We start from the raw sequence: 18786 nt of genomic DNA, 5'->3' as shown, positions 1-18786 counted from the left end.
TCTTTTGAAAATTTTGCTGATTATTTTATATAGCTGCAACTTGTTTTAAAATAGAAATGTTCTCTAAAGTCTTTCCTACCCCCAAAACTACTGTAGAAAGAGGGGCTTCTGCTACAAATACCGGTAACTGTGTCTCCTCCATTAATAATTTATCCAAACCGCTTAATAAAGCACAGCCACCAGTCAACATAATACCTTGATCTACGATATCGGCTGCCAATTGAGGAGGTGTTTGCTCTAGGGCATCCTTTACAATGCCTATAATGGTATCTATTTGTTCTTGAATAGCTAACCTTACTTCTTTAGAAGAAATTTCAATAGTCCGAGGGATACCTTTAATTAAATCTCGCCCTTTTACCTTTACTGTCTTCTCTTCATTTTCAGAATAGGCATTGCCTAAAGTAATCTTCACCTGTTCAGCAGTATGTTCTCCAATGAGAAGATTATACTTATGCTTGATATACAACAAAATAGATTCATCCATCTTGTCTCCTGCAACTCTGACTGAGCTGGAATAGACAATTCCACCTAAAGAAATAACCGCTACTTCTGTTGTGCCCCCTCCTATATCTACCACCATATTAGCCCTGGGTTCGGTAATAGGTAGTCCGGCTCCGATGGCTGCTGCCATAGGTTCATCTATAAGATAAACTTCTCTTGCCCCAGCTAATTCAGCCGCTTCTTTTACCGCTCGTTTCTCCACCTGAGTAATCCCTGAAGGAATGGCCATAACCACTCTGGGACGGATAAGACTACGACGATTATGTGCCTTTTGAATAAAATATCGAATCATTTCTTCCGCCACTTCAAAATCCGCAATTACACCATCTTTAAGGGGTCTAATAGCCACAATATTACCCGGTGTTTTGCCTACCATGGATTTAGCATCTTTGCCCACTGCCAGAATTTTGTTATTTCCCCTTCGATCCCTTTTCACAGCAACCACAGAAGGTTCATCTAAAACAATCCCTTTCCCTCTCACATATACTAAACTATTAGCTGTGCCTAAATCTATGGCTAAATCATCAGAAAACCAGCCCAAAATATAGTCTAAAATCACTTTTTACTCCTTTAATTTTAAATTTTCCTAAACACTACCAAAATTGTTAGATTTTATCAATGGGAAGAAATTTTTTTCTTTAACTTGGAGTTTCCCAAAAAACATCCCTGTCTGCCTGCCGGCAGGCAGGCAGGAATGAATTAAGGATTTTTGGCGTTCAATAAGTGGAATAAGGAAATACGTCTAACCTTTTTAAAAAGTAGAGTTGGTTGAAAGGAAAAAAGTTTTTTGACCACAACCCTTAAAAAATGGTTTTTTATAATGTTATGGCTTAAAATTGAAAAAACAATTATCATACTACTAGAGGTGCACAACTTTTTCATGTTATCATACTGTGCGTAAGGTCAGTTACTATATTTGACCGTTTTCTTTTAAAGTTATTACGGATTTGAGGAGCTTACCTTATCTTTCTTTTTAGAAAGCTTTTAAAAATTCTGGGGAAAGTCCTGATTTGATATTTCTTGACATCCTTACTGGAAGGAATTACTTTAGAAACAACAGAGGTGAAAGATGACTAAGGATTATTACCAGATTTTGGGTGTTCCTAGAAATGCTACGCAGGAAGAGATTAAACGTGCCTATCGCCGTTTGGTTTTAAAATATCATCCCGATCGGAATAAAAGTAAGGAGGCAGAAGAAAAATTTAAAGAAATCAACGAGGCTTATGCAGTTTTGAGTGACCCCAAAAAGCGTCAGCAGTATGATACTATGGGGGCCAGTTTTCATCAACAATATACTACTGAAGATATTTTTCGCAACTTTGACATTGGGGACATTTTTAAAGACTTGGGGTTTAGTACAGAAGATTTCTTTTCCTACATCTTTGGGGGAAAACCAGGAAGGTCAAGAAGGGTATACTTCAGGACCGGTCCTTTTGATTATGAACAACCTAGACGGACACCTGTAAAGGGGCCTGATTTAATTTATGAACTTCCTATTAGTTTAGAAGAAGCAGCTAGAGGTGGTGAGAAAACTATTGCTTATGAGCGGAGTGGCAGGCAAGAACGGATTACTATAAAAATACCTCGTGGTATAAATACTGGCCAAAAACTGAGGATAGCTGGTAAAGGAGAGCTTGGTCCCACAGGGATACCTGGAGACCTTTATGTAAGAATTAGAGTATTAGAACATCCTTTATTTAAAAGAGAAGGTGACCATCTATACATTAATCGCACTATTTCTTTTTCTCAAGCTGCCTTAGGCACCACTATCCATGTTCCTACTTTGGAAGGTAAAACCTTAGAGGTAAAGGTTCCCCCAGGCACTCCGTCTCATACCAAATTAAGAGTAAAAGGTCAGGGGATGCCGTCTTTAAAAGGAGGAAGAGGAGACTTATTTGTTCAAGTCATTATTCAAGTTCCTAAATATCTTACACCTGAGCAAAAACGGTTGATAGAAGAGTTAGCTAGGTTAGGATTATAGACTAATTAAGGGGGTTTTCCATTGAAAACAGGCAAATTGAATAAACAAAGGCTAATCATAAGTGTCATCGTTATTTTGTTAGTAGGGGGAATTGTGGCCTTGAGTAGATTTTTTGAAACCAAAGTCCCAGAAATAGTTTTATCTCCTGAACCTGCTGGTTTTTTACCTGCCAGTGAAGAATTTACTATCAGTTTTAGGGAAAAAGGGTTGGGGTTGAAGGAATGCTTGGTTTTTATTGAGCAAGATAACAAAAATCACCCTATTTTTTATAAACGCTTCTCCCGAGAGGATAAGATATATAACCAAAGGATTAATCTTAATGTTATTCCTAAAAAATTAGGGGTTCATGATGGTCCTGCCTTTTTCGTTGTTTCTGCACGAGACTATTCCTTTTGGCACTGGGGCAAAGGAAATTTTTCAGAAAGAAGATATGGTGTTATCATTGATACTGTATTACCCACTATAGAAGTCCTCACTCGAAGCCACAATATAGCTAAGGGAGGTAGTGGGTTAGTTATTTATCGTGCTTTAGAGCCACTGTTGAATCATGGAGTCAAGGCAAGTGAGCTTTTTTATCCTGGTTATCAATGGCAAGGTCTTTATCTGTGCCTATTTGCTTATCCTTATTATGCACCAAAGAACATTGTTTATCGCCTGGTAGGAGAAGATAAAGCAGGTAATAGAGGAGAAATAGGTTTTTATTACCATTTGCTCCCTCGGAAATTTAGACATGATAAAATCAATATTTCTGATGCCTTTCTTCAGGCTAAAATGCCTGAATTTTGGAACATCTATCCTAATTTGAGGGGAAAATATTTAGAGACATTTGTTAAAGTCAATACAGAACTTCGTAAAAAAAATCATCAAGAAATAAGGCGGATATGCAGTATTTCTCAACCAACACCTCTGTGGCAGGGTGCTTTCATCCGTCCCCGCGGGGCAAGGAGGGCTGGCTTTGTTGACCAACGCACCTATTATTATAAAGGTAAGCCCATCAGCCATTCTGTTCATCAAGGGGTAGATATTGCGTCCATTGCCCATGCCCCAGTAATTGCAGCTAATCATGGCATAGTGGTTTATAGAGATTATCTGGGCATTTATGGCAATACTATTATTATTGACCATGGTTTGGGGTTGTTTAGTCTATATGGGCACTTAAGCAACTTTCAAGTAGAAAAAAACCAGCGGGTGAAAAAGGGGGATGTTATTGGCTATACTGGCACTACTGGTTTGGCTGGAGGTGACCACTTACATTTCAGCATCTTGGTTCAAGGAGAATTTGTTAATCCTGTTGAGTGGTGGGATGCCCATTGGGTAAAAAATAACATCACTCAGAAAATGATACAAAACGGGCTTCTTAAGTAATGCTCATTGATACTCATTGTCACTTAGATATGCTTAAAGACTTAAAGGGGGCACTACAGCGGGCCAAGGAAAATCAGGTGAATTTTATTGTAACTATAGGCATTGATTTAAAAACCAGCAGAAAGGCAGTGGAAATAGCAGAAACCTATAATTTTGTATGGGCAACAGTGGGAGTGCATCCCCATGAGGCAAAAACATCAACAGACGAAGTTTATAAAGAATTAGAAATTCTAGCCTCCCATCCAAAAGTAGTAGCCATTGGAGAAATTGGCCTAGACTTTTATCGGAATTTATCTCCTAGAGAGATTCAAATAAATGCCTTTAAAAGACAAATTAAACTAGCTCAGAAACTAGGGAAACCCATTGTTATTCATTGCCGAGAGGCTATTTCAGAAACCTGGCAAATATTGGTAGAAACAGAAGGACTATCCTGTAAAGGTGTTTGGCATTGTTTCCCTGGAGATGTTTCCTTTGCAGAAAAATGTATCAAGGCTGGTTTTTATATTTCCATCCCTGGGATAGTTACTTTCCCCAAGTCTACTAAACTTAAACAAGTAGTAAAAAAGACCCCTCTGGAATCCCTCCTTTTAGAGACCGATGCCCCTTTTCTTGCCCCTGTGCCTATGAGAGGCAAGCAAAACGAGCCTGCTTTTTTGCATTATACTGCCCAAAAAGTGGCAGATATAAAAGAAGTGAGTTTAAAACAGGTTGCTTTAAAAACCACCGAAAACGCCAAAAAGCTGTTCAATCTTGGTTAACTCCCAAAACAGCGATTGATTTTTGGATAAAATTCCAACCGCAGCGAGTGCTCCTTTTATAACCTTTGGTGTTTGTTGTTTCACCTTTTAGGTGAAGCTATTTTTAAAAAATTTGCTTTATTTTACTACATTTGCCTGTCTGCGCAGGCAGGCGTAGCACAGGCAGGTGGGCTTTCTTTTAAAGTTACTGCGATTTTTAAGTATCAAGCATTAAACAAAGCCCTTAAGAAATCCATTCTTTACTTGCCAAAATCAAAATAATATTTGATATTAGCCCCAATCATCCAGGAATTTAAATCATAATCAACTTCTTTTTTTGACGGACCTACAGGTGTATCAACTGCTCTTTCTACCTCTCCACTGGCCCAAAAATAGCGGGCTTCAAAACCTACAGCCAAACTTTCGCTAGCAAAAAAGTCTATGCCTAAACCTACATGACCTCCCCAAGCACCATCAAAATCCAAGTTTACCTCATTTCCCCAATGTTTTTCATACTCACCTGCCACATCACCATCCACGAAATAATACCCAAAACCAAGGGTAATATAAGGCACCATCCAGGTATAATATTGAGGGTCTTTTGTTAGATAACGCAATTGGGCAGAGAAGGTCAAAGGATAGACATTGATCTTCCCTATTTTTACATTATCTGTCTTATCCTTAAGGTCTATATCCAATGAATAATCAAAGGCAGCTTCTAAAGTAAGCCACTCATTTACTCCATAACTAAGACTTGCCCCTAGCATAGCCTGATTTTTTGTGTCTAACTCATGGTCAAAAAAGGTGTCTTCTGAAGGCAAAATCCCATTTACCCTGAAGCCAATCCCTACTTTGTGGCTGGTATCAGATATAGTCTGAGCTTCAGCTAGGCCACTTACCAGCATAAAAACGCCCACTACCAAACCAATCAAGTATTTTCTCATTTTTCCCCTCCTTAGTAATTGTAAAATGAATCATAATCAAATACTGAATAATCCATTCCATCCCAATTTTTAATGATAAATCCGGCATGGACTTCACAGGCATAACCAGATGGGAAATAGGAGCTAGGAAAATCAAATAAAGGATAGTCAGTAAGGTCTGCTACTGACCACACTGTAAATGGAGGTATGTATTCAGGCTCTGTGCCTTCTTCAGCTTCTGCTATCTCTCCGTTTTCTTCATCATAATAATAATATTTTCCGTAAGTATGCCAACCTGTTGGAGTATACCATTCTTTAAATATAGAAGTCTTTGTTACTGTTTGAGTCTCATTGTCTACCTCTAGGGTAAAGGTATCTGTCCTGGAGCAATCAATCCAAAGATAGGCAAAGGCTATTAGGCTTGCAGCACTATTTGCTTCCACAGTTGCATAGGCTTTAACTCTACCAGCATCAGTATTGACGTTTACATTTACAATCGGAGGATCACTTATAATACGGCCCGTGATACCAAACTCTGCTGCATCGCTCACATAATAGGTTAATCCGGTTGCCCCTTTGATTACTAATTTGCCAATTATACTGTAATAACCACAGCCTATTTCCCTTGCTAAGTCCTGTGTAGAAAAAGACCACAGAGGAACTTCAGGAATGTTTGTAATATTTAAGTCTGTGGCAAAAGGTGCCTCTCCTTGTGTAATCCCACTAGTTGTAATTGAATAGGTATTTGTTTCGGCTTCTGCTTCTTCCCCGCTGAGGTCAGGAGTGATAGTATTAAGCAGTAAATAAAAATCTGCTGTGTAACCATGACAATCATTTGGGTTAAGTGACCCAAAAACTTCGATTTTATCATTAACATTGGTGGTAATCGTTAAAGGTCCATCAAGTGGGTCACCCTCACCATTTTTTCTTATTTTTATATCTACTTCACAAAGTTTAAAATCAAGCTGCGCTGAAATTTCTTGGTCTTTAAAAATCTTCACTGTATTTTGATTTATTGTTAATAAATCCATCTTTCCATTATTGTCAAAGTCCGTTGCTAAAACTTTAATGGGACGACTATCAGTAGATATAGTTTTATCTGAAGGTGTAAAATTACCTAAACCTGTGCTTAATAAAAAATATACAGCATTGCTGCCTTCACAGCCTACGGCTATATCCAAATAATTGTCACTATTAAAGTCAGCTATATCCAGAGAAGAAGGGGAATAACCCACAGAATAATAAACAGGATGTTCGAAACTATATCCACCTTCCGCTGCAGTCCCGTAAAAAAGTCCTATACTATTGCTTTTATTGGCTACTACTACATCTAAAACCCAATCATGATTAAAGTCAGCTATAGCTAAGGCAACAGGATGCCATCCTGCTTGTGCCTGAGCAGTAATGGTAAAACCTGCAGTTTCTTGGGTTAGGACATAAAGCATATTTCCAGCCGCCACTACTATATCTGCTAGACCATCTTTATTGAAATCTGCCTTTCCTATAGCAGATAGAGTTCCCGTAGGAATGGAACAATTTTCTCCTGCTATAAACCAGGTATTTTCTTTGGGGTTGTAGCTTCCCAAACCATACAAAATAGAAATTTGATTGTTTTCAGCCAAGGCCATGTCAAGATAACCATCAGCATTAAAGTCATATAATACAATATCATTTGCTGCCCTAGAGTCATTTTCTATGTGTATAGATTCAAATTCACCATCCTTATTCAATAAAATTTTTATCCTTCCCATTTTCTTGTCACTCACTATCAAATCCACTCCTCCATCACCGTTTACATCCGCTGCCTTTATCACATTAGGAAGACCACTAAAGGCAATAATAGTGGGACCAGAAAAGGAACCCCCTCCGTTTCCTGAATAAATAAGAATGGCTCCATCTGTGCCTATGGCCAAGTCTGACTTGAGATCCCCATTAAAATCTGCAATTGTAGCACAAGTAGGAGACCCAGGAAGGCTTAATTCTGTTGCCTCTCCCAATCCATTTAAGATTAGTAAAAACATTAATCCTATAAAAAAAATTGACTTTTTTTGGAACATTTTTCCCTCCAAAATTATTTGTCTTTTAGCACATTTGTTAATAAGATGTCAACCAAAATTAAAAAATTCTTCTCAATTTCCCGTTTTTAGTTGTTGTTACCATTTAGTCATTGTTATTATGCTTTAAGCAAATTTCATGCCACACATAATAGTGCATTAAGAAAATAGGTTCTACTAAATTGTAGGTAGTGTCATTAGATTTATACTATTTTATAATTACTTAACTAGACCAAATTTGTCTCTCCAAGGGCAAAAATGTACACAAGTAATGCTCATTTGACAAATTGTCCAGGCTATATGTTTTCAAAGATACTCACTGGTATATTGCTAAAATCAGTCACCCTTGCTGGCTCAATAACACCCTTTGGAAAATAGAAATAATGTCCTTAAAGCCAAGGGGCATATATCATTTATAATTACTAAGCCAAATTAATTTCCTTTTTATTGTCATATAATAGTAGGAAAGAGCATCATAAATTGATGATAAGGAAAGCTGAGGAAATTCTCGTGCCAGTTCCACTTGTTGCAACCCATATCATTGATAAACTATTGCCTCTTTAGATCCAGCGCTACATAATCAGCATAGATTAGTTGGCAGTCGGTGGTTTTTGAAAAAAGTTGACAATTTCATAACAATTTTGTAAGAGTTTATTGCAGCTAACTTAGGGGGCAATTAAATGTATTTTGTAGGTTTGACCCCAAATTTCCCCAAAAAAATCTCCTGCAAAAGTCCTAAAACCTGTCTGCGAACGGAGACGTTAGAATAAAAAATCAATCGCGGATTTTGGACTTGACCTCTTTCATTATTCCGTCTAAGCTGAAAAAAATATTTAGGGAAGGAGAAAATAAATGCCATTTGATTGGGAAGAATATCAAGCTAAAAAAGAAGTAAAAATTCCTGAGGTGGTAAAGCAGTGGGAGGCAAAATGGAAAAAATTCAAACAGTCCATGCGATGGCCTGTGCTTTTTATTATTTTAGTCATTTTGTGGCTGGCTTCGGGCATTTATATTGTTTCTCCTTCTCAAGTAGGAATAGTAAAGAGATTTGGGAAAATGGTAAGGACAACCCCTCCTGGCCCCCATTATCATCTACCTTATCCTATAGAAACGGTCATAAAGCCACAGGTAACCAAGGTAAGAAGATTAGAGATCGGCTTTCGCACCATTAGTGCCGGCCCTCCTGCTCAGTATCGCACTATCCCTGAAGAATCTCTCATGCTTACTGGTGACGAAAACATTGTGAGTGTGGAATTTATCGTCCAATATAAAGTTAAAGACCCTGTGCATTATCTATTTAATGTAAAAGACATCCCCAAAACAGTCAAAGATGCTGCTGAAGCATCCATGCGAGAAACTGTGGGCAAAACCCCTATTGATGAAGTGTTAACTATAGGAAAATTTCGGATTCAACAGGAAACCAAAGCTTTATTGCAGTCTATTTTAGATAATTATCAGGCTGGGATATCCATAGTGGCTGTCCAATTACAGGATGTCCATCCTCCGCAAGCAGTAGTTAAGGCCTTTAAAGATGTGGCTAGTGCCAAAGAGGATAAAAGTAAGTTTATTAACGAAGCTCAAGCCTATAGAAATGATATTTTGCCTCAAGCTAAGGGGAAGGCAGCACAGATTATCAATGAAGCCATGGCTTATAAAGAAACAAGGATTAAGAGGGCCGAAGGAGAGATGCAACGCTTTTTGAGCCGTCTTAAGGCCTATAAACAAGCGCCTAAGATTATTCGCAGCCAAATTTATTTAGATACCATGGAGAAAATCTTGGCTCAAACCAGGGAAATTATTGTGCCAGAGAAGGTAGAGAAGATTATCTTGCCCTTAAATCAACCTTCACAAACTTTGCCTTCTCCGGAAGGCAGAAAAACTTCATTAACCACAAGGGGGAAATAATGAGAAAATATTCAGGTATCATTTTTATAGTTATCTTTATTTTACTTCTGGGTATCTGGCAGTGTTTTTTTACCGTAGATCAAACAGAGCAGGCCTTTTTGTTACAGTTAGGAAAACCTGTTGGCGGTGTTTTGGGACCGGGCTTACACTTTAAAATTCCCTTCCTTCAGCAAGTAATGCATTTTGAACGCCGGATTTTGGCCTATGATGCTGCTCCAGCTGAGATATTGACCAAGGACAAAAAAAATCTGGTGGTGGATAATTATAGCAAGTGGCAGATTGCAGACCCTCTAAAATTTTATCAAACGGTAAAGACCATTGAAGGAGCTCAATCACGATTAGATGACATTATTTATGCCCAGCTTAGAGTAGAACTGGGTGTGCATACTCTTACGGAAGTGGTTTCAGAGAAAAGAAGCGAACTTATGAAAAAAGTTACTCAAAAAAGCAATCAATTAGCAGCAGATTATGGTATTAAAGTGGTAGATGTGAGAATTAAACGGGCTGACCTGCCTCCAGAAAACGAAAGACACGTATTTGACCGTATGCGTGCTGAAAGAGAAAGGGAGGCAAAAAGATACCGTTCTGAAGGGAAAGAACAAGCCATGAAAATCAGGGCAGCCGCTGATCGGGAACGGGCTATTATTCTTGCTCAGGCATTTCAGCAAGCAGAGCAAATCAAAGGTCAAGGTGATGAGGAGGCCATTAAAATTTATGCTAAGAGCATCCGGCAGGACCCTGAGTTTTATGCCTTTATTAAATCTATGGAGGTTTATCAAAAGGGATTTGATAAAAAAACTCAGTTGATTATCACCCCCAGTCATCCATTAATGAAGTTTTTCTCTATAGAGAAAAAAGGCCGTTAAACATTGTTATGTATAGCTTAAAAGTAGTTTCATATTTTTCTGCTGCTCATAGGCTAAGAGATTATCATGGTAAGTGTGAAGTCTTGCATGGACACAATTGGAAGGTAGAAGTAGAAATAAAAGCAAAGGAAGTAGGAAAAAATGGTATGGTGATGGACTTTAAGGTGCTCAAATCTTTGTTAAGAGAATGCTTGGAAAGATTAGACCATGGTTATCTAAATGAAATTCCCCCTTTTGATAAAGAAAATCCCACCTCTGAATTAATTGCTCGGTATATTTTTAAAACATTAAAAGATAAGGTGTCTTCTAAGGCTAGCTTGGGGAAGGTCAGTGTCTGGGAGTCAGAAACGACTTGTGCTAGCTATTGGGAAAATGATTAATTTAGATGAGAAGGTTCGATAAAATTATCCCTCAAATAATACAAACTATTGAGAAATATAACCTCATTCAAAAAGGGGAACATATCCTCATAGCAGTATCTGGCGGATGTGATTCTATTGCCCTCCTGCACATTCTTTACCAATTAAGCACCCATTACAATCTAAAGCTGGGAGTAGTGCATTATGAACACGGTATTAGAGGAGAGGCTTCATTAAGAGATGCAGAATTTGTAGAAGAAATGACTAAAAAGCTGAATTTGCCTTTTTATATAGGACATGGGAAGGCGTTAGCTTATGCCAGAAGGAAAAAGCTTTCTTTAGAGGCAGCTGCAAGAAAATTAAGGTATGATTTCTTTAATCAGGTGTTGCAAGAAACAAGGGCAGATAAGCTGGCTTTGGGACACACTGCTGATGACCAAATAGAAGAAATTTTAAGAAGATTGATTCGAGGAACGGCCTGGGTGGATTTAGGGGGAATGCCTATCAAGAGAGAAAAATTTATTCGTCCCCTTATTTTTATCTATAAAGATAAAATAAAACAGCTCCTTGAGGAAGAAGGAATTCCTTATATGATTGATAGCACCAACTTTGATATCCGGTTTTTTCGCAATCGCATCAGACATCAATTGATTCCTTTAGTTTTGAAATTCAATCCCCGATTTAAGGAAAACCTATTGGAAATGAGTCTTATTTGGCAGGAAGAAAGAGAGTGGTTGGATAAGATTATAAAAGAAACCATAGCTAAAAGTGTAAAACAAACCCCTAAGGGAAAACAAATAGACCTTAATCTTTTTAGACCCTATCATCCTGCCTTACAAAGGCGAATTTTGGTAGCATTATTGAAAGAAATTCCTTTACCCTTTACTCGCCGCCACTTGAACGCCCTTTTAGCGCTTGCTTCTCCTGGAGGTCCTCATAAATTTATCTCCTTACCCAAAGGCTGGTTAGGATATAAAGAAGGTCATTATCTCTATATTACTTCCTCTATTCCGCCTCAACCTGATTATTATTATCAGATAGAAAAACCTGGGAAAGTGGAAATAAAAGAGCTCAATATCTCACTAGAAATTAAATTGCTAGAAAACAAGGGGGAAAAAATAAATCAGACACCAAAGGAAGTCTTTGTAGATTTTGATAAAGTTTCTTTTCCCTTAGAGATTAGACCTTATCAACCAGGAGACAAATTCTATCCCTTAGGCGGTAAGGGAAGTAAAAAAATAAAGGATTTCTTTATTGACCTAAAAATACCTTACGCTGAACGAAAAAAGTATCCCCTAGTTATAAGTCAAGAAAAAATTATCTGGGTAGCAGGTTTATCTATGGATGAGAGAATAAAACCTGGTTCAGAGACTAGGCTTTACCTTATGCTAAAAATAAGTAAGACCCAAAATCCCTGATACTTAAAAAGGGTTGCACAACTTTTTCATAGAAAACTCAAAATTCGCATATGCCTTTTCTCAAGGCTTTTCTTAGATTATAATTGTGGATGGCGAAAGTTAGATATTAAATGCAGAATGCAAATTGAAAAAATGAGTTCTTTTGCATTTTGCAATTTTCATTATCTACTCAAAATACTATTTTGAGCAGATACTAATAAACCACAGAAAATCTCACAAATTCTCCTTGATAAGGTTCCCAACTAACTTTCACTTCATTTACCCGTGCCCAGGGAGGACCTTTATGACACCATTTAATTATTTCTTCAATTACCTTTTTGTCTCCTTCAAATACTGCTTCCACACTGCCATCAGGGCAATTTTTCACCCAACCTGTAAGACCTAGCCTTATGGCTTCGTCTTGAGTGGAACTCCTAAAAAATACTCCTTGCACCCTACCTTTAATGATTACATGGGCACGTGCCTTTTCCATATTACCACTCCTTCCATTAAGGATTGAGCAATATATATCACAAATTCCTGCATTTATTAAGAACTTATTCGCCCAATTCTAATCTTACCTGTAAAAGATGCAATATAGTATTACGAGTGACAATACCTATTATCCGATTATCCATAATTACGGGAATTTGATGAATATCAAGACTGGTTAAGCGCTCTAAAACCTTTATGGCATCATCATCAGGAGTAACTGTTTGCAAACGGTCTCTCGGAGTCATTACTTCTTTTACAGATAATGTCCCTCTCCCCTCTGGTATTACTTTTTTGACATCTTCTAAAGAAATGATGCCCAAAATCTCATCTTCCCTACCTACAAAAAACGCCCTTTGCCCTTTCTTTAAAATATATTCATCTACCAAGGTTTTTAAAGTAGTATCTGGGGATACAATAATAAAATCAGAATTCATCACATCTTTAGCCTTTATTTCTTTCAGGAAATCTTTTATTAAAACTTGTTGATAACTTTTTATTGATGCTTGATATAAAAACCAACCAATAAAAAGAATCCAAAGTCCATTGAGCCAAAAACCTGCCAAGATCTGGAAAAGACCAAAGAAGACGAAAAATAAAGCAATACCTCTACCAGTTTTTGCTGCCCATCGGGTAGCCTGTTTGAGATTTCCTGTTTTTTTCCAAAGAATTGCCTTGAGAACTCTTCCTCCATCCATAGGATAACCAGGAAGAAGATTAAACCCACATAATATAAAATTGATATAGGCTAGATATTTTGTTAAAGCAGTGAGTGGTTCACTTATGGGTGTTACTATCCATTTAAGACCCAAGAAGGTCATTCCTAAACAAAAACTAGCCAGAGGTCCAGCAATAGCCATGGTGAACTCCATATAAGGAGTTTCAGGCTCTTTAGCAATTTGTGCTACTCCTCCTAAGATAAAAAGGGTGATACTTTTTACCTCTTCTCCATGCCTTTGAGCTACAAGAGAATGAGCCAGTTCGTGCAGGAGCACAGAAACAAACAATAGAAGGCAGGCTAAAAACCCCATGCCCCAATTAAGCTCCATAGACCAATGAGGATATTGTTCAGGAAAGTAGTAAGTAGCCAATGTCCAGCTAAAAAGGACAAAAACAATAAACCAACTAAAGTCTAGCCGAATCTCTATTCCTTTAATCTTACCTAATTTAAAGCTAGTCATAACAAAACTGGTTGAGATAGCCTTTTGTATTTTGGTAAACCCGACTTGGATAAACAGTATTGCGAGAAACTCACATCGGGATTTTTACACCGGCAGACAACCACCTTTATCCCCAATTTTTCTCCCTGTTGTCTAATACGTTGATAAACCTTCTTTCGTATGGAAAGAGGCACCTGTTTACATAGAGTTTTACTCCCTACCCTATCCCAACTTGGTTTGGGGAAACAACCTAAGATGAGTTTGGCTATGGAGGCAGGCAATTCTTGCCTAAGTTGCTCTATAATCCTAGGACGTAATTCCAAATAGCTGATAATGATTTTTCTAATTCCACAATCCTTAATTGCTAAAAGCAGGTTTTCTATATTTTCTTGAGTATCACTAAAAAAGGGAATCAAAGGGTCAAGACGTGCTTTTACTGGAATTCCCCAGTTCAAGAGACGTATAGCTCCCTCAAGCCTTTTCTTCCCTATGGGCGCACCTGGTTCAAATAAATTACAGTAATTTTCTTTCAAAGAGACTACATCAATGGTAGCCTGAATATGATGGTGGTAGCGGCAAAATAGGTCTTTAAACCATTTAGGCACTACTCCTTTGGTAAGAAAATTGATGTGGTGTCCCCTGCGTAACAAAATAGCCATACTACGATAAGTAATTTCTAGAATATGGGGATGATTCTGAAAGCATTCAGAAGCAGTATTAAAGATGATAGGTGTTCCCATAGGTAAGCGGCGTGCTTCTTTTTGTAAAAGCAAAGGTAAATTTTGATAGAGATAAACAGTCCCTTTGGATGGAGCAATAGCATAACCGCGTGCATAGCAATAAATACAATAAAAACTACATCCTCGTGTTACATTAATAGCATAGGCCCTTTTTAAACAACCAAATTCTGCCTGATGAAGGGCAGGAGATCTTTTATCTATAGGAATTAATCTCCAAGAAATACACATTACCAAAAACCATGTTCCTTTAGGAAATCTTCGGTGAGTCCTGTTTTTAGCCAAGGAGTGAGAAATTTGAATACATATTTTCCAATTAAGTCAGTCTCAATATTTACTTTATCCCCTATTTCTTTTTTTCCTAAAGTAGTTATTCTGGCTGTATGAGGAATAATATTTACTTCAAAACCATCAGAAAGACAGCGATTTACCGTAAGACTAACTCCATCTATAGCTACTGAACCCTTTTCCACAATATAACGCATCCACTCGCCAGGAATGCCGAAGGTAAACACCGTATGACTTCCCCATTCTTTTTTGTCCTTGATGACTCCCATAGTATCAACATGACCAGTAACTAAGTGACCTCCCAATCTGTCACCCAATTGTAAAGCCTGTTCCAGATTTACTTCTGTTCCCACCTGAAAATACCTAAAAGTAGTCCTAAGTAAGGTTTCTGGAGAAAGCTCTACCTCAAATGTTTCTTTATGAAGTTTTGTTACCGTAAGACAGGCGCCATCAATGGCAATACTCTCTCCAATTTTTAAATTATTTAAAGAAAAAAGTGGTTTTATTTGAAGATTTGCCCCTTGATCTTTCCTCTCTATACCAACAACCATCCCTTTTCCTTCAACCAAACCAGTAAACATAAAATACTCCTAATTTAATGGGAGCTGTATTTGGTGAATTACCCCTTTTTCCTCCTTATTGACTATGGAAAAAGCACCTTTATTGCCCTCAATTATTCGCTGCGCAATAGTCAATCCCAAACCAACTCCTCTAGGTTTACCTGTAACAAATGAACAAAACAATCTAATTAAATCCTCTTGAGGTATTTGAGGGCCATTATCTTCAATAACAATTTGGACAAAATTGTTTTGCCTCTTAGTTTTTACCAAAATCTTACCACCATCAGGCATCACATCCAGTATGTTTTTAATAATAAAAATTAATACATGTTTAATCTGTCTTGGGTCCACAAAGGCCTCAGGTAAATTTTTATCTAACACTTTATGCACAATAATGTTTTTCTCCTCAAATTGATCTATAAATAATTGGACAGAGTCTTCAATTAATTGGTTAATATTGGTCTTTTGAGGATGGATTTCTTCCTCTACCAAACATGTCAAGTTAGAAACAATGTTTTCCAACCTAGAAATTTCAGAGAGCACTATATCTATATATTTTTTGTCTTCGGGTGAACACTTTTTCAGGATTCTTCTGGCAAACCCTCCTATAACTGTCAAACAAGTCCGAAACTCATGGCTAATTTTAGTAGTTATCTCTCCTATAGCAGCCAGTCTCCCAATTTGAGCTAAAGCCCTTTCTAATTCAAGAGCAGCTTTTAATCTCTCTTGCTCAATTTTTTCCTCAAATAGCTTAGCATAGTCAATAGCAATAGAAATTTGGCTTCCTATGGCACATAAAAAATCCAGTTTATCTAGAAAAAAATCATAATTTCTGGTGCTAGCTACATTTAATACACCTAATATACACCCCTTAAGTTGTAAAGGGATAGCTAGAACAGACTTAATTCCCTCTTTTCTAAACAGAGTTTTCCTTTCTTCATCTGGGAATTCAGAAACATCCATACCAAATGGCCTTCCCTGCCTAATGGCTATACCTGAATATCCTTTCCCTAAGGGAATGTCTTGAACTTGTTTTAAAAACTCTTCTGATAAACCTCTGGAAACAGTTAATTTTAATTTGGCTTCTTCATCATTCCACAAATAAATTCTGATACCATCAGGATAGAAAAACTTGGCCATTAAATCTGCTGTTTTCTCCAGAACCTCTTCAAGTGGTGCAGGATGAGTTAATTCCATACTTATATCACACAATATGGAATATTTACTCTTTGTTTCCAATTCGCTAATTTTTTCCACTTTCATATTTAGCTAAAGGAGCAATGGCTAGAAATATAATAAACATAATTTTAAATCTTTGGATTAATTCTATACCTAAATTTAAATTGCTACAACCCAGAAAAATGGTAAAATCAGGAATTCTTAAAATAATTTAGTTAGATAAACAGAATAGAGCTTAAAAATAAAAAGGCCGCCTTAGCGGCCTTTTTAGAAAATGTTTAGTTATTTAGCTTCTTTATACTCAGCATCTATTACTTCTTCCTCTCCCCCTTTACTTGGTCCTCCTGGAGGTGGTGTCCCAGAAGGGCCTCCTGTGGCTTGTTGATAGGCTTGAGCACTCAAATTCTGAGCTGCCTGCTGCAATTCGTTCATTAAACTCTTGATTCTATCAATTGGGGCATCATCTTTCACTGCCTGCCTGATGTCCTGGATAAGTTGTTCACAACGAGCCTTGTCTGTAGCAGGAGCTTTGTCTCCTAAATCCTTGATAGTTTTTTCTATTTGGTAAGCCAGATTATCAGCTTGATTTTTCACTTCCGCTTTTTCTTTACGCCGTCTATCTTCTTCGGCATGCATCTCTGCCTCTTTCACCATTCTTTCCACTTCACTTTTATCCAATGTTGATGCACCACTAATAGTAATCCTTTGTTCTTTCTGGGTATCTAAATCCTTTGCACTTACATTTAAAATGCCATTGACATCAATATCAAAGGTAACTTCAATTCTAGGAACACCTCTAGGTGCTGGCCTAATTCCCTCTAACCTGAATTGGCCCAAGATTCTATTATCTCTAGCCATAGGGCGTTCACCCTGACAGATAACAATATCTACAGCACTTTGATTATCTTCAGCAGTAGTGAAAATCTGGCTTCTCTTCACAGGAATAGTAGTATTTCTTTCAATCACTTTAGTCATCACCCCACCTAAGGTTTCTACACCTAAAGAAAGGGGGGTTACATCTAATAAAACTACCTCTTTCACTTCTCCTTGAATAATACCTGCTTGAATAGCGGCCCCTAAAGCTACTGCTTCATCAGGGTTAATGCTCTTATTTGGCTCCTTTCCAAAAAACTCTTTGAGAAACTGCTGAACTGCTGGAATCCGCGTGCTCCCTCCTACAAGTAATACCTCATCTATATCTTGAGGTGAAAGCTTTGCATCTGCTAAGGCCTGTTTCGTTGGAGGCAAACATCTTTTTATCAAATCATCTACCAGTTGTTCAAATTTTGCTCGAGTAAGTTTCATCTGTAAATGCTTTGGACCTTGAGCATCAGCGGTAATAAAAGGAAGATTAATCTCCGTCTCCAAGGTGGAAGAAAGTTCACACTTGGCTTTTTCCGCAGCTTCATAAAGACGTTGCAAGGCCTGTCTATCTTCTCTTAAATCAATCCCATAATCCTTCTTGAATTCGTCTGCCATCCAATCTACAATACGTTTATCAAAATCATCACCACCTAAGTGTGTATCGCCAGAAGTAGCCAACACCTCACATACACCTTCTCCTACTTCTAAGATAGAAACATCAAAAGTGCCGCCACCTAAGTCAAATACCAAGATCTTTTCAGCCTTACCTCTTTCCACACCATAAGCCAAGGCCGCGGCTGTGGGTTCATTGATAATTCTTAAAACATTTAAACCAGCAATGGTGCCTGCGTCTTTGGTTGCCTGTCTTTGTGAATCATTGAAATAAGCAGGCACAGTAATTACCACATCTTTTACCTTCTCACCTAAATAGGCCGAGGCATCATCTACCAATTTTCTAAGGACCATGGCCGAGATCTCTTCAGGGGCATGGAGCTTCCCATCTATCTCAAATCGCACAGTATCATTTTCTCCACGAACCACCTTGTAAGATACAATTTTACTCTCTTCGTCTACCTCTCCCCACCGTCGTCCAACAAACCTTTTTACTGAATAAAAAGTGCGTTCAGGGTTTAAAATAGCTTGTCTTTTGGCTACTTGTCCAACTAAACGCTGGCCATCTTTAGTAAAGGCCACCACTGAGGGAGTTATCCTATTTCCTTCCGCATTAGGAATTATCTTGGGTTTACCTCCCTCAATCACTGCAATCGCAGAGTTAGTTGTACCTAAGTCAATACCTACTGCCTTTGCCATTATTTGCTTTCCTCCTTCTATGGAATTTAATTTAAAATAAGCATACTTGTCTTTTTTGGCAAGAGGATAGGAAAAACAAGTTATAAGTTCAGACACCCATTGATATC

At 37.8% G+C, this 18786-nt stretch carries 16 protein-coding genes; 7 read left to right on the top strand and 9 right to left on the bottom strand.

Annotated elements, in window-relative coordinates; all coding sequences use genetic code 11:
• Positions 1 to 25: 25 nt before the first annotated feature.
• On the bottom strand, positions 26 to 1060 hold the full coding sequence (locus HS1_RS09455) for a rod shape-determining protein (protein WP_066064462.1): 1035 nt from the start codon (positions 1058 to 1060) through the stop codon (positions 26 to 28).
• A gap of 510 nt (positions 1061 to 1570) precedes the next feature.
• Between HS1_RS09455 and HS1_RS09450 the strand changes: the two genes are divergently transcribed.
• The 3 genes from HS1_RS09450 to HS1_RS09440 are packed head-to-tail and all read left to right on the top strand — an operon-like array spanning position 1571 to position 4605.
• Positions 1571 to 2482, top strand: coding sequence for a DnaJ C-terminal domain-containing protein (locus HS1_RS09450; RefSeq protein ID WP_066064459.1), 912 nt, complete (start codon positions 1571 to 1573; stop codon positions 2480 to 2482).
• Between the two features lie 21 nt (positions 2483 to 2503).
• Positions 2504 to 3847, top strand: coding sequence for a M23 family metallopeptidase (locus HS1_RS09445; RefSeq protein WP_066064456.1), 1344 nt, complete (start codon positions 2504 to 2506; stop codon positions 3845 to 3847).
• Positions 3847 to 4605 carry a TatD family hydrolase gene (locus tag HS1_RS09440; RefSeq protein WP_066064453.1) on the top strand — a complete coding sequence of 253 codons (759 nt, stop codon included), beginning with the start codon at positions 3847 to 3849 and terminating at the stop codon, positions 4603 to 4605. Before HS1_RS09445 ends, HS1_RS09440 begins: the two co-directional genes overlap by 1 nt.
• Before the next feature lie 239 nt (positions 4606 to 4844).
• On the opposite strand, the gene HS1_RS09430 is transcribed toward HS1_RS09440, so the two are convergent.
• The gene (locus HS1_RS09430; protein WP_066064446.1) at positions 4845 to 5528 is read right to left on the bottom strand and encodes an OmpW family outer membrane protein; all 684 of its coding nucleotides are present in this window, start codon (positions 5526 to 5528) and stop codon (positions 4845 to 4847) included.
• 11 nt (positions 5529 to 5539) lie between these two features.
• Complete coding sequence (locus HS1_RS09425; RefSeq protein WP_066064443.1) at positions 5540 to 7564, bottom strand: FG-GAP repeat domain-containing protein; 2025 nt, start codon at positions 7562 to 7564, stop codon at positions 5540 to 5542.
• 849 nt (positions 7565 to 8413) lie between these two features.
• On the opposite strand from HS1_RS09425, the gene hflK reads away from it, so the two are divergent.
• Genes hflK through tilS form a run of 4 tightly spaced genes read left to right on the top strand, consistent with a single transcriptional unit; the run spans position 8414 to position 12109 of the window.
• Positions 8414 to 9466 (top strand): FtsH protease activity modulator HflK, encoded by a 1053-nt coding sequence (gene hflK, locus HS1_RS09420; RefSeq protein WP_066064440.1) that lies wholly within the window; start codon positions 8414 to 8416, stop codon positions 9464 to 9466.
• Positions 9466 to 10332 carry a protease modulator HflC gene (hflC, locus tag HS1_RS09415; RefSeq protein WP_066064437.1) on the top strand — a complete coding sequence of 289 codons (867 nt, stop codon included), beginning with the start codon at positions 9466 to 9468 and terminating at the stop codon, positions 10330 to 10332. The genes hflK and hflC overlap by 1 nt, the downstream gene beginning before the upstream one ends.
• Before the next feature lie 8 nt (positions 10333 to 10340).
• Positions 10341 to 10712, top strand: a complete 372-nt coding sequence (queD, locus tag HS1_RS09410; RefSeq protein WP_066064434.1) for a 6-carboxytetrahydropterin synthase QueD — start codon at positions 10341 to 10343, stop codon at positions 10710 to 10712.
• 5 nt (positions 10713 to 10717) lie between these two features.
• Positions 10718 to 12109, top strand: coding sequence for a tRNA lysidine(34) synthetase TilS (gene tilS / locus HS1_RS09405; protein ID WP_066064430.1), 1392 nt, complete (start codon positions 10718 to 10720; stop codon positions 12107 to 12109).
• A 193-nt stretch (positions 12110 to 12302) separates the two neighbouring features.
• Here tilS and HS1_RS09400 read toward each other — a convergent pair whose 3' ends face one another.
• From HS1_RS09400 to dnaK, 6 genes are all read right to left on the bottom strand, one after another.
• Positions 12303 to 12581 (bottom strand): acylphosphatase, encoded by a 279-nt coding sequence (locus HS1_RS09400; protein WP_066064427.1) that lies wholly within the window; start codon positions 12579 to 12581, stop codon positions 12303 to 12305.
• 64 nt (positions 12582 to 12645) lie between these two features.
• Positions 12646 to 13761 (bottom strand): site-2 protease family protein, encoded by a 1116-nt coding sequence (locus HS1_RS09395; protein ID WP_066064424.1) that lies wholly within the window; start codon positions 13759 to 13761, stop codon positions 12646 to 12648.
• The gene (locus HS1_RS09390) at positions 13758 to 14708 is read right to left on the bottom strand and encodes an SPL family radical SAM protein (RefSeq protein WP_066064421.1); all 951 of its coding nucleotides are present in this window, start codon (positions 14706 to 14708) and stop codon (positions 13758 to 13760) included. Before HS1_RS09390 ends, HS1_RS09395 begins: the two co-directional genes overlap by 4 nt.
• On the bottom strand, positions 14708 to 15346 hold the full coding sequence (locus tag HS1_RS09385) for a riboflavin synthase (protein WP_066064418.1): 639 nt from the start codon (positions 15344 to 15346) through the stop codon (positions 14708 to 14710). The genes HS1_RS09390 and HS1_RS09385 overlap by 1 nt, the downstream gene beginning before the upstream one ends.
• Positions 15347 to 15355: 9 nt before the next feature.
• Positions 15356 to 16588: a GAF domain-containing sensor histidine kinase gene (locus tag HS1_RS09380; protein ID WP_082757767.1), complete on the bottom strand. Its 1233-nt coding sequence runs from the start codon at positions 16586 to 16588 to the stop codon at positions 15356 to 15358.
• Positions 16589 to 16786: 198 nt separating this feature from the next.
• Positions 16787 to 18679 carry a molecular chaperone DnaK gene (gene dnaK / locus HS1_RS09375; protein WP_066066571.1) on the bottom strand — a complete coding sequence of 631 codons (1893 nt, stop codon included), beginning with the start codon at positions 18677 to 18679 and terminating at the stop codon, positions 16787 to 16789.
• Between the last annotated feature and the right edge of the window lie 107 nt (positions 18680 to 18786).

The organism is Candidatus Desulfofervidus auxilii, assembly GCF_001577525.1.
Taxonomy (GTDB): domain Bacteria; phylum Desulfobacterota; class Desulfofervidia; order Desulfofervidales; family Desulfofervidaceae; genus Desulfofervidus; species Desulfofervidus auxilii.
The sequence above is the reverse complement of the archived record's forward strand: the minus strand, read 5'-3'. Positions and strand labels throughout refer to the sequence as shown.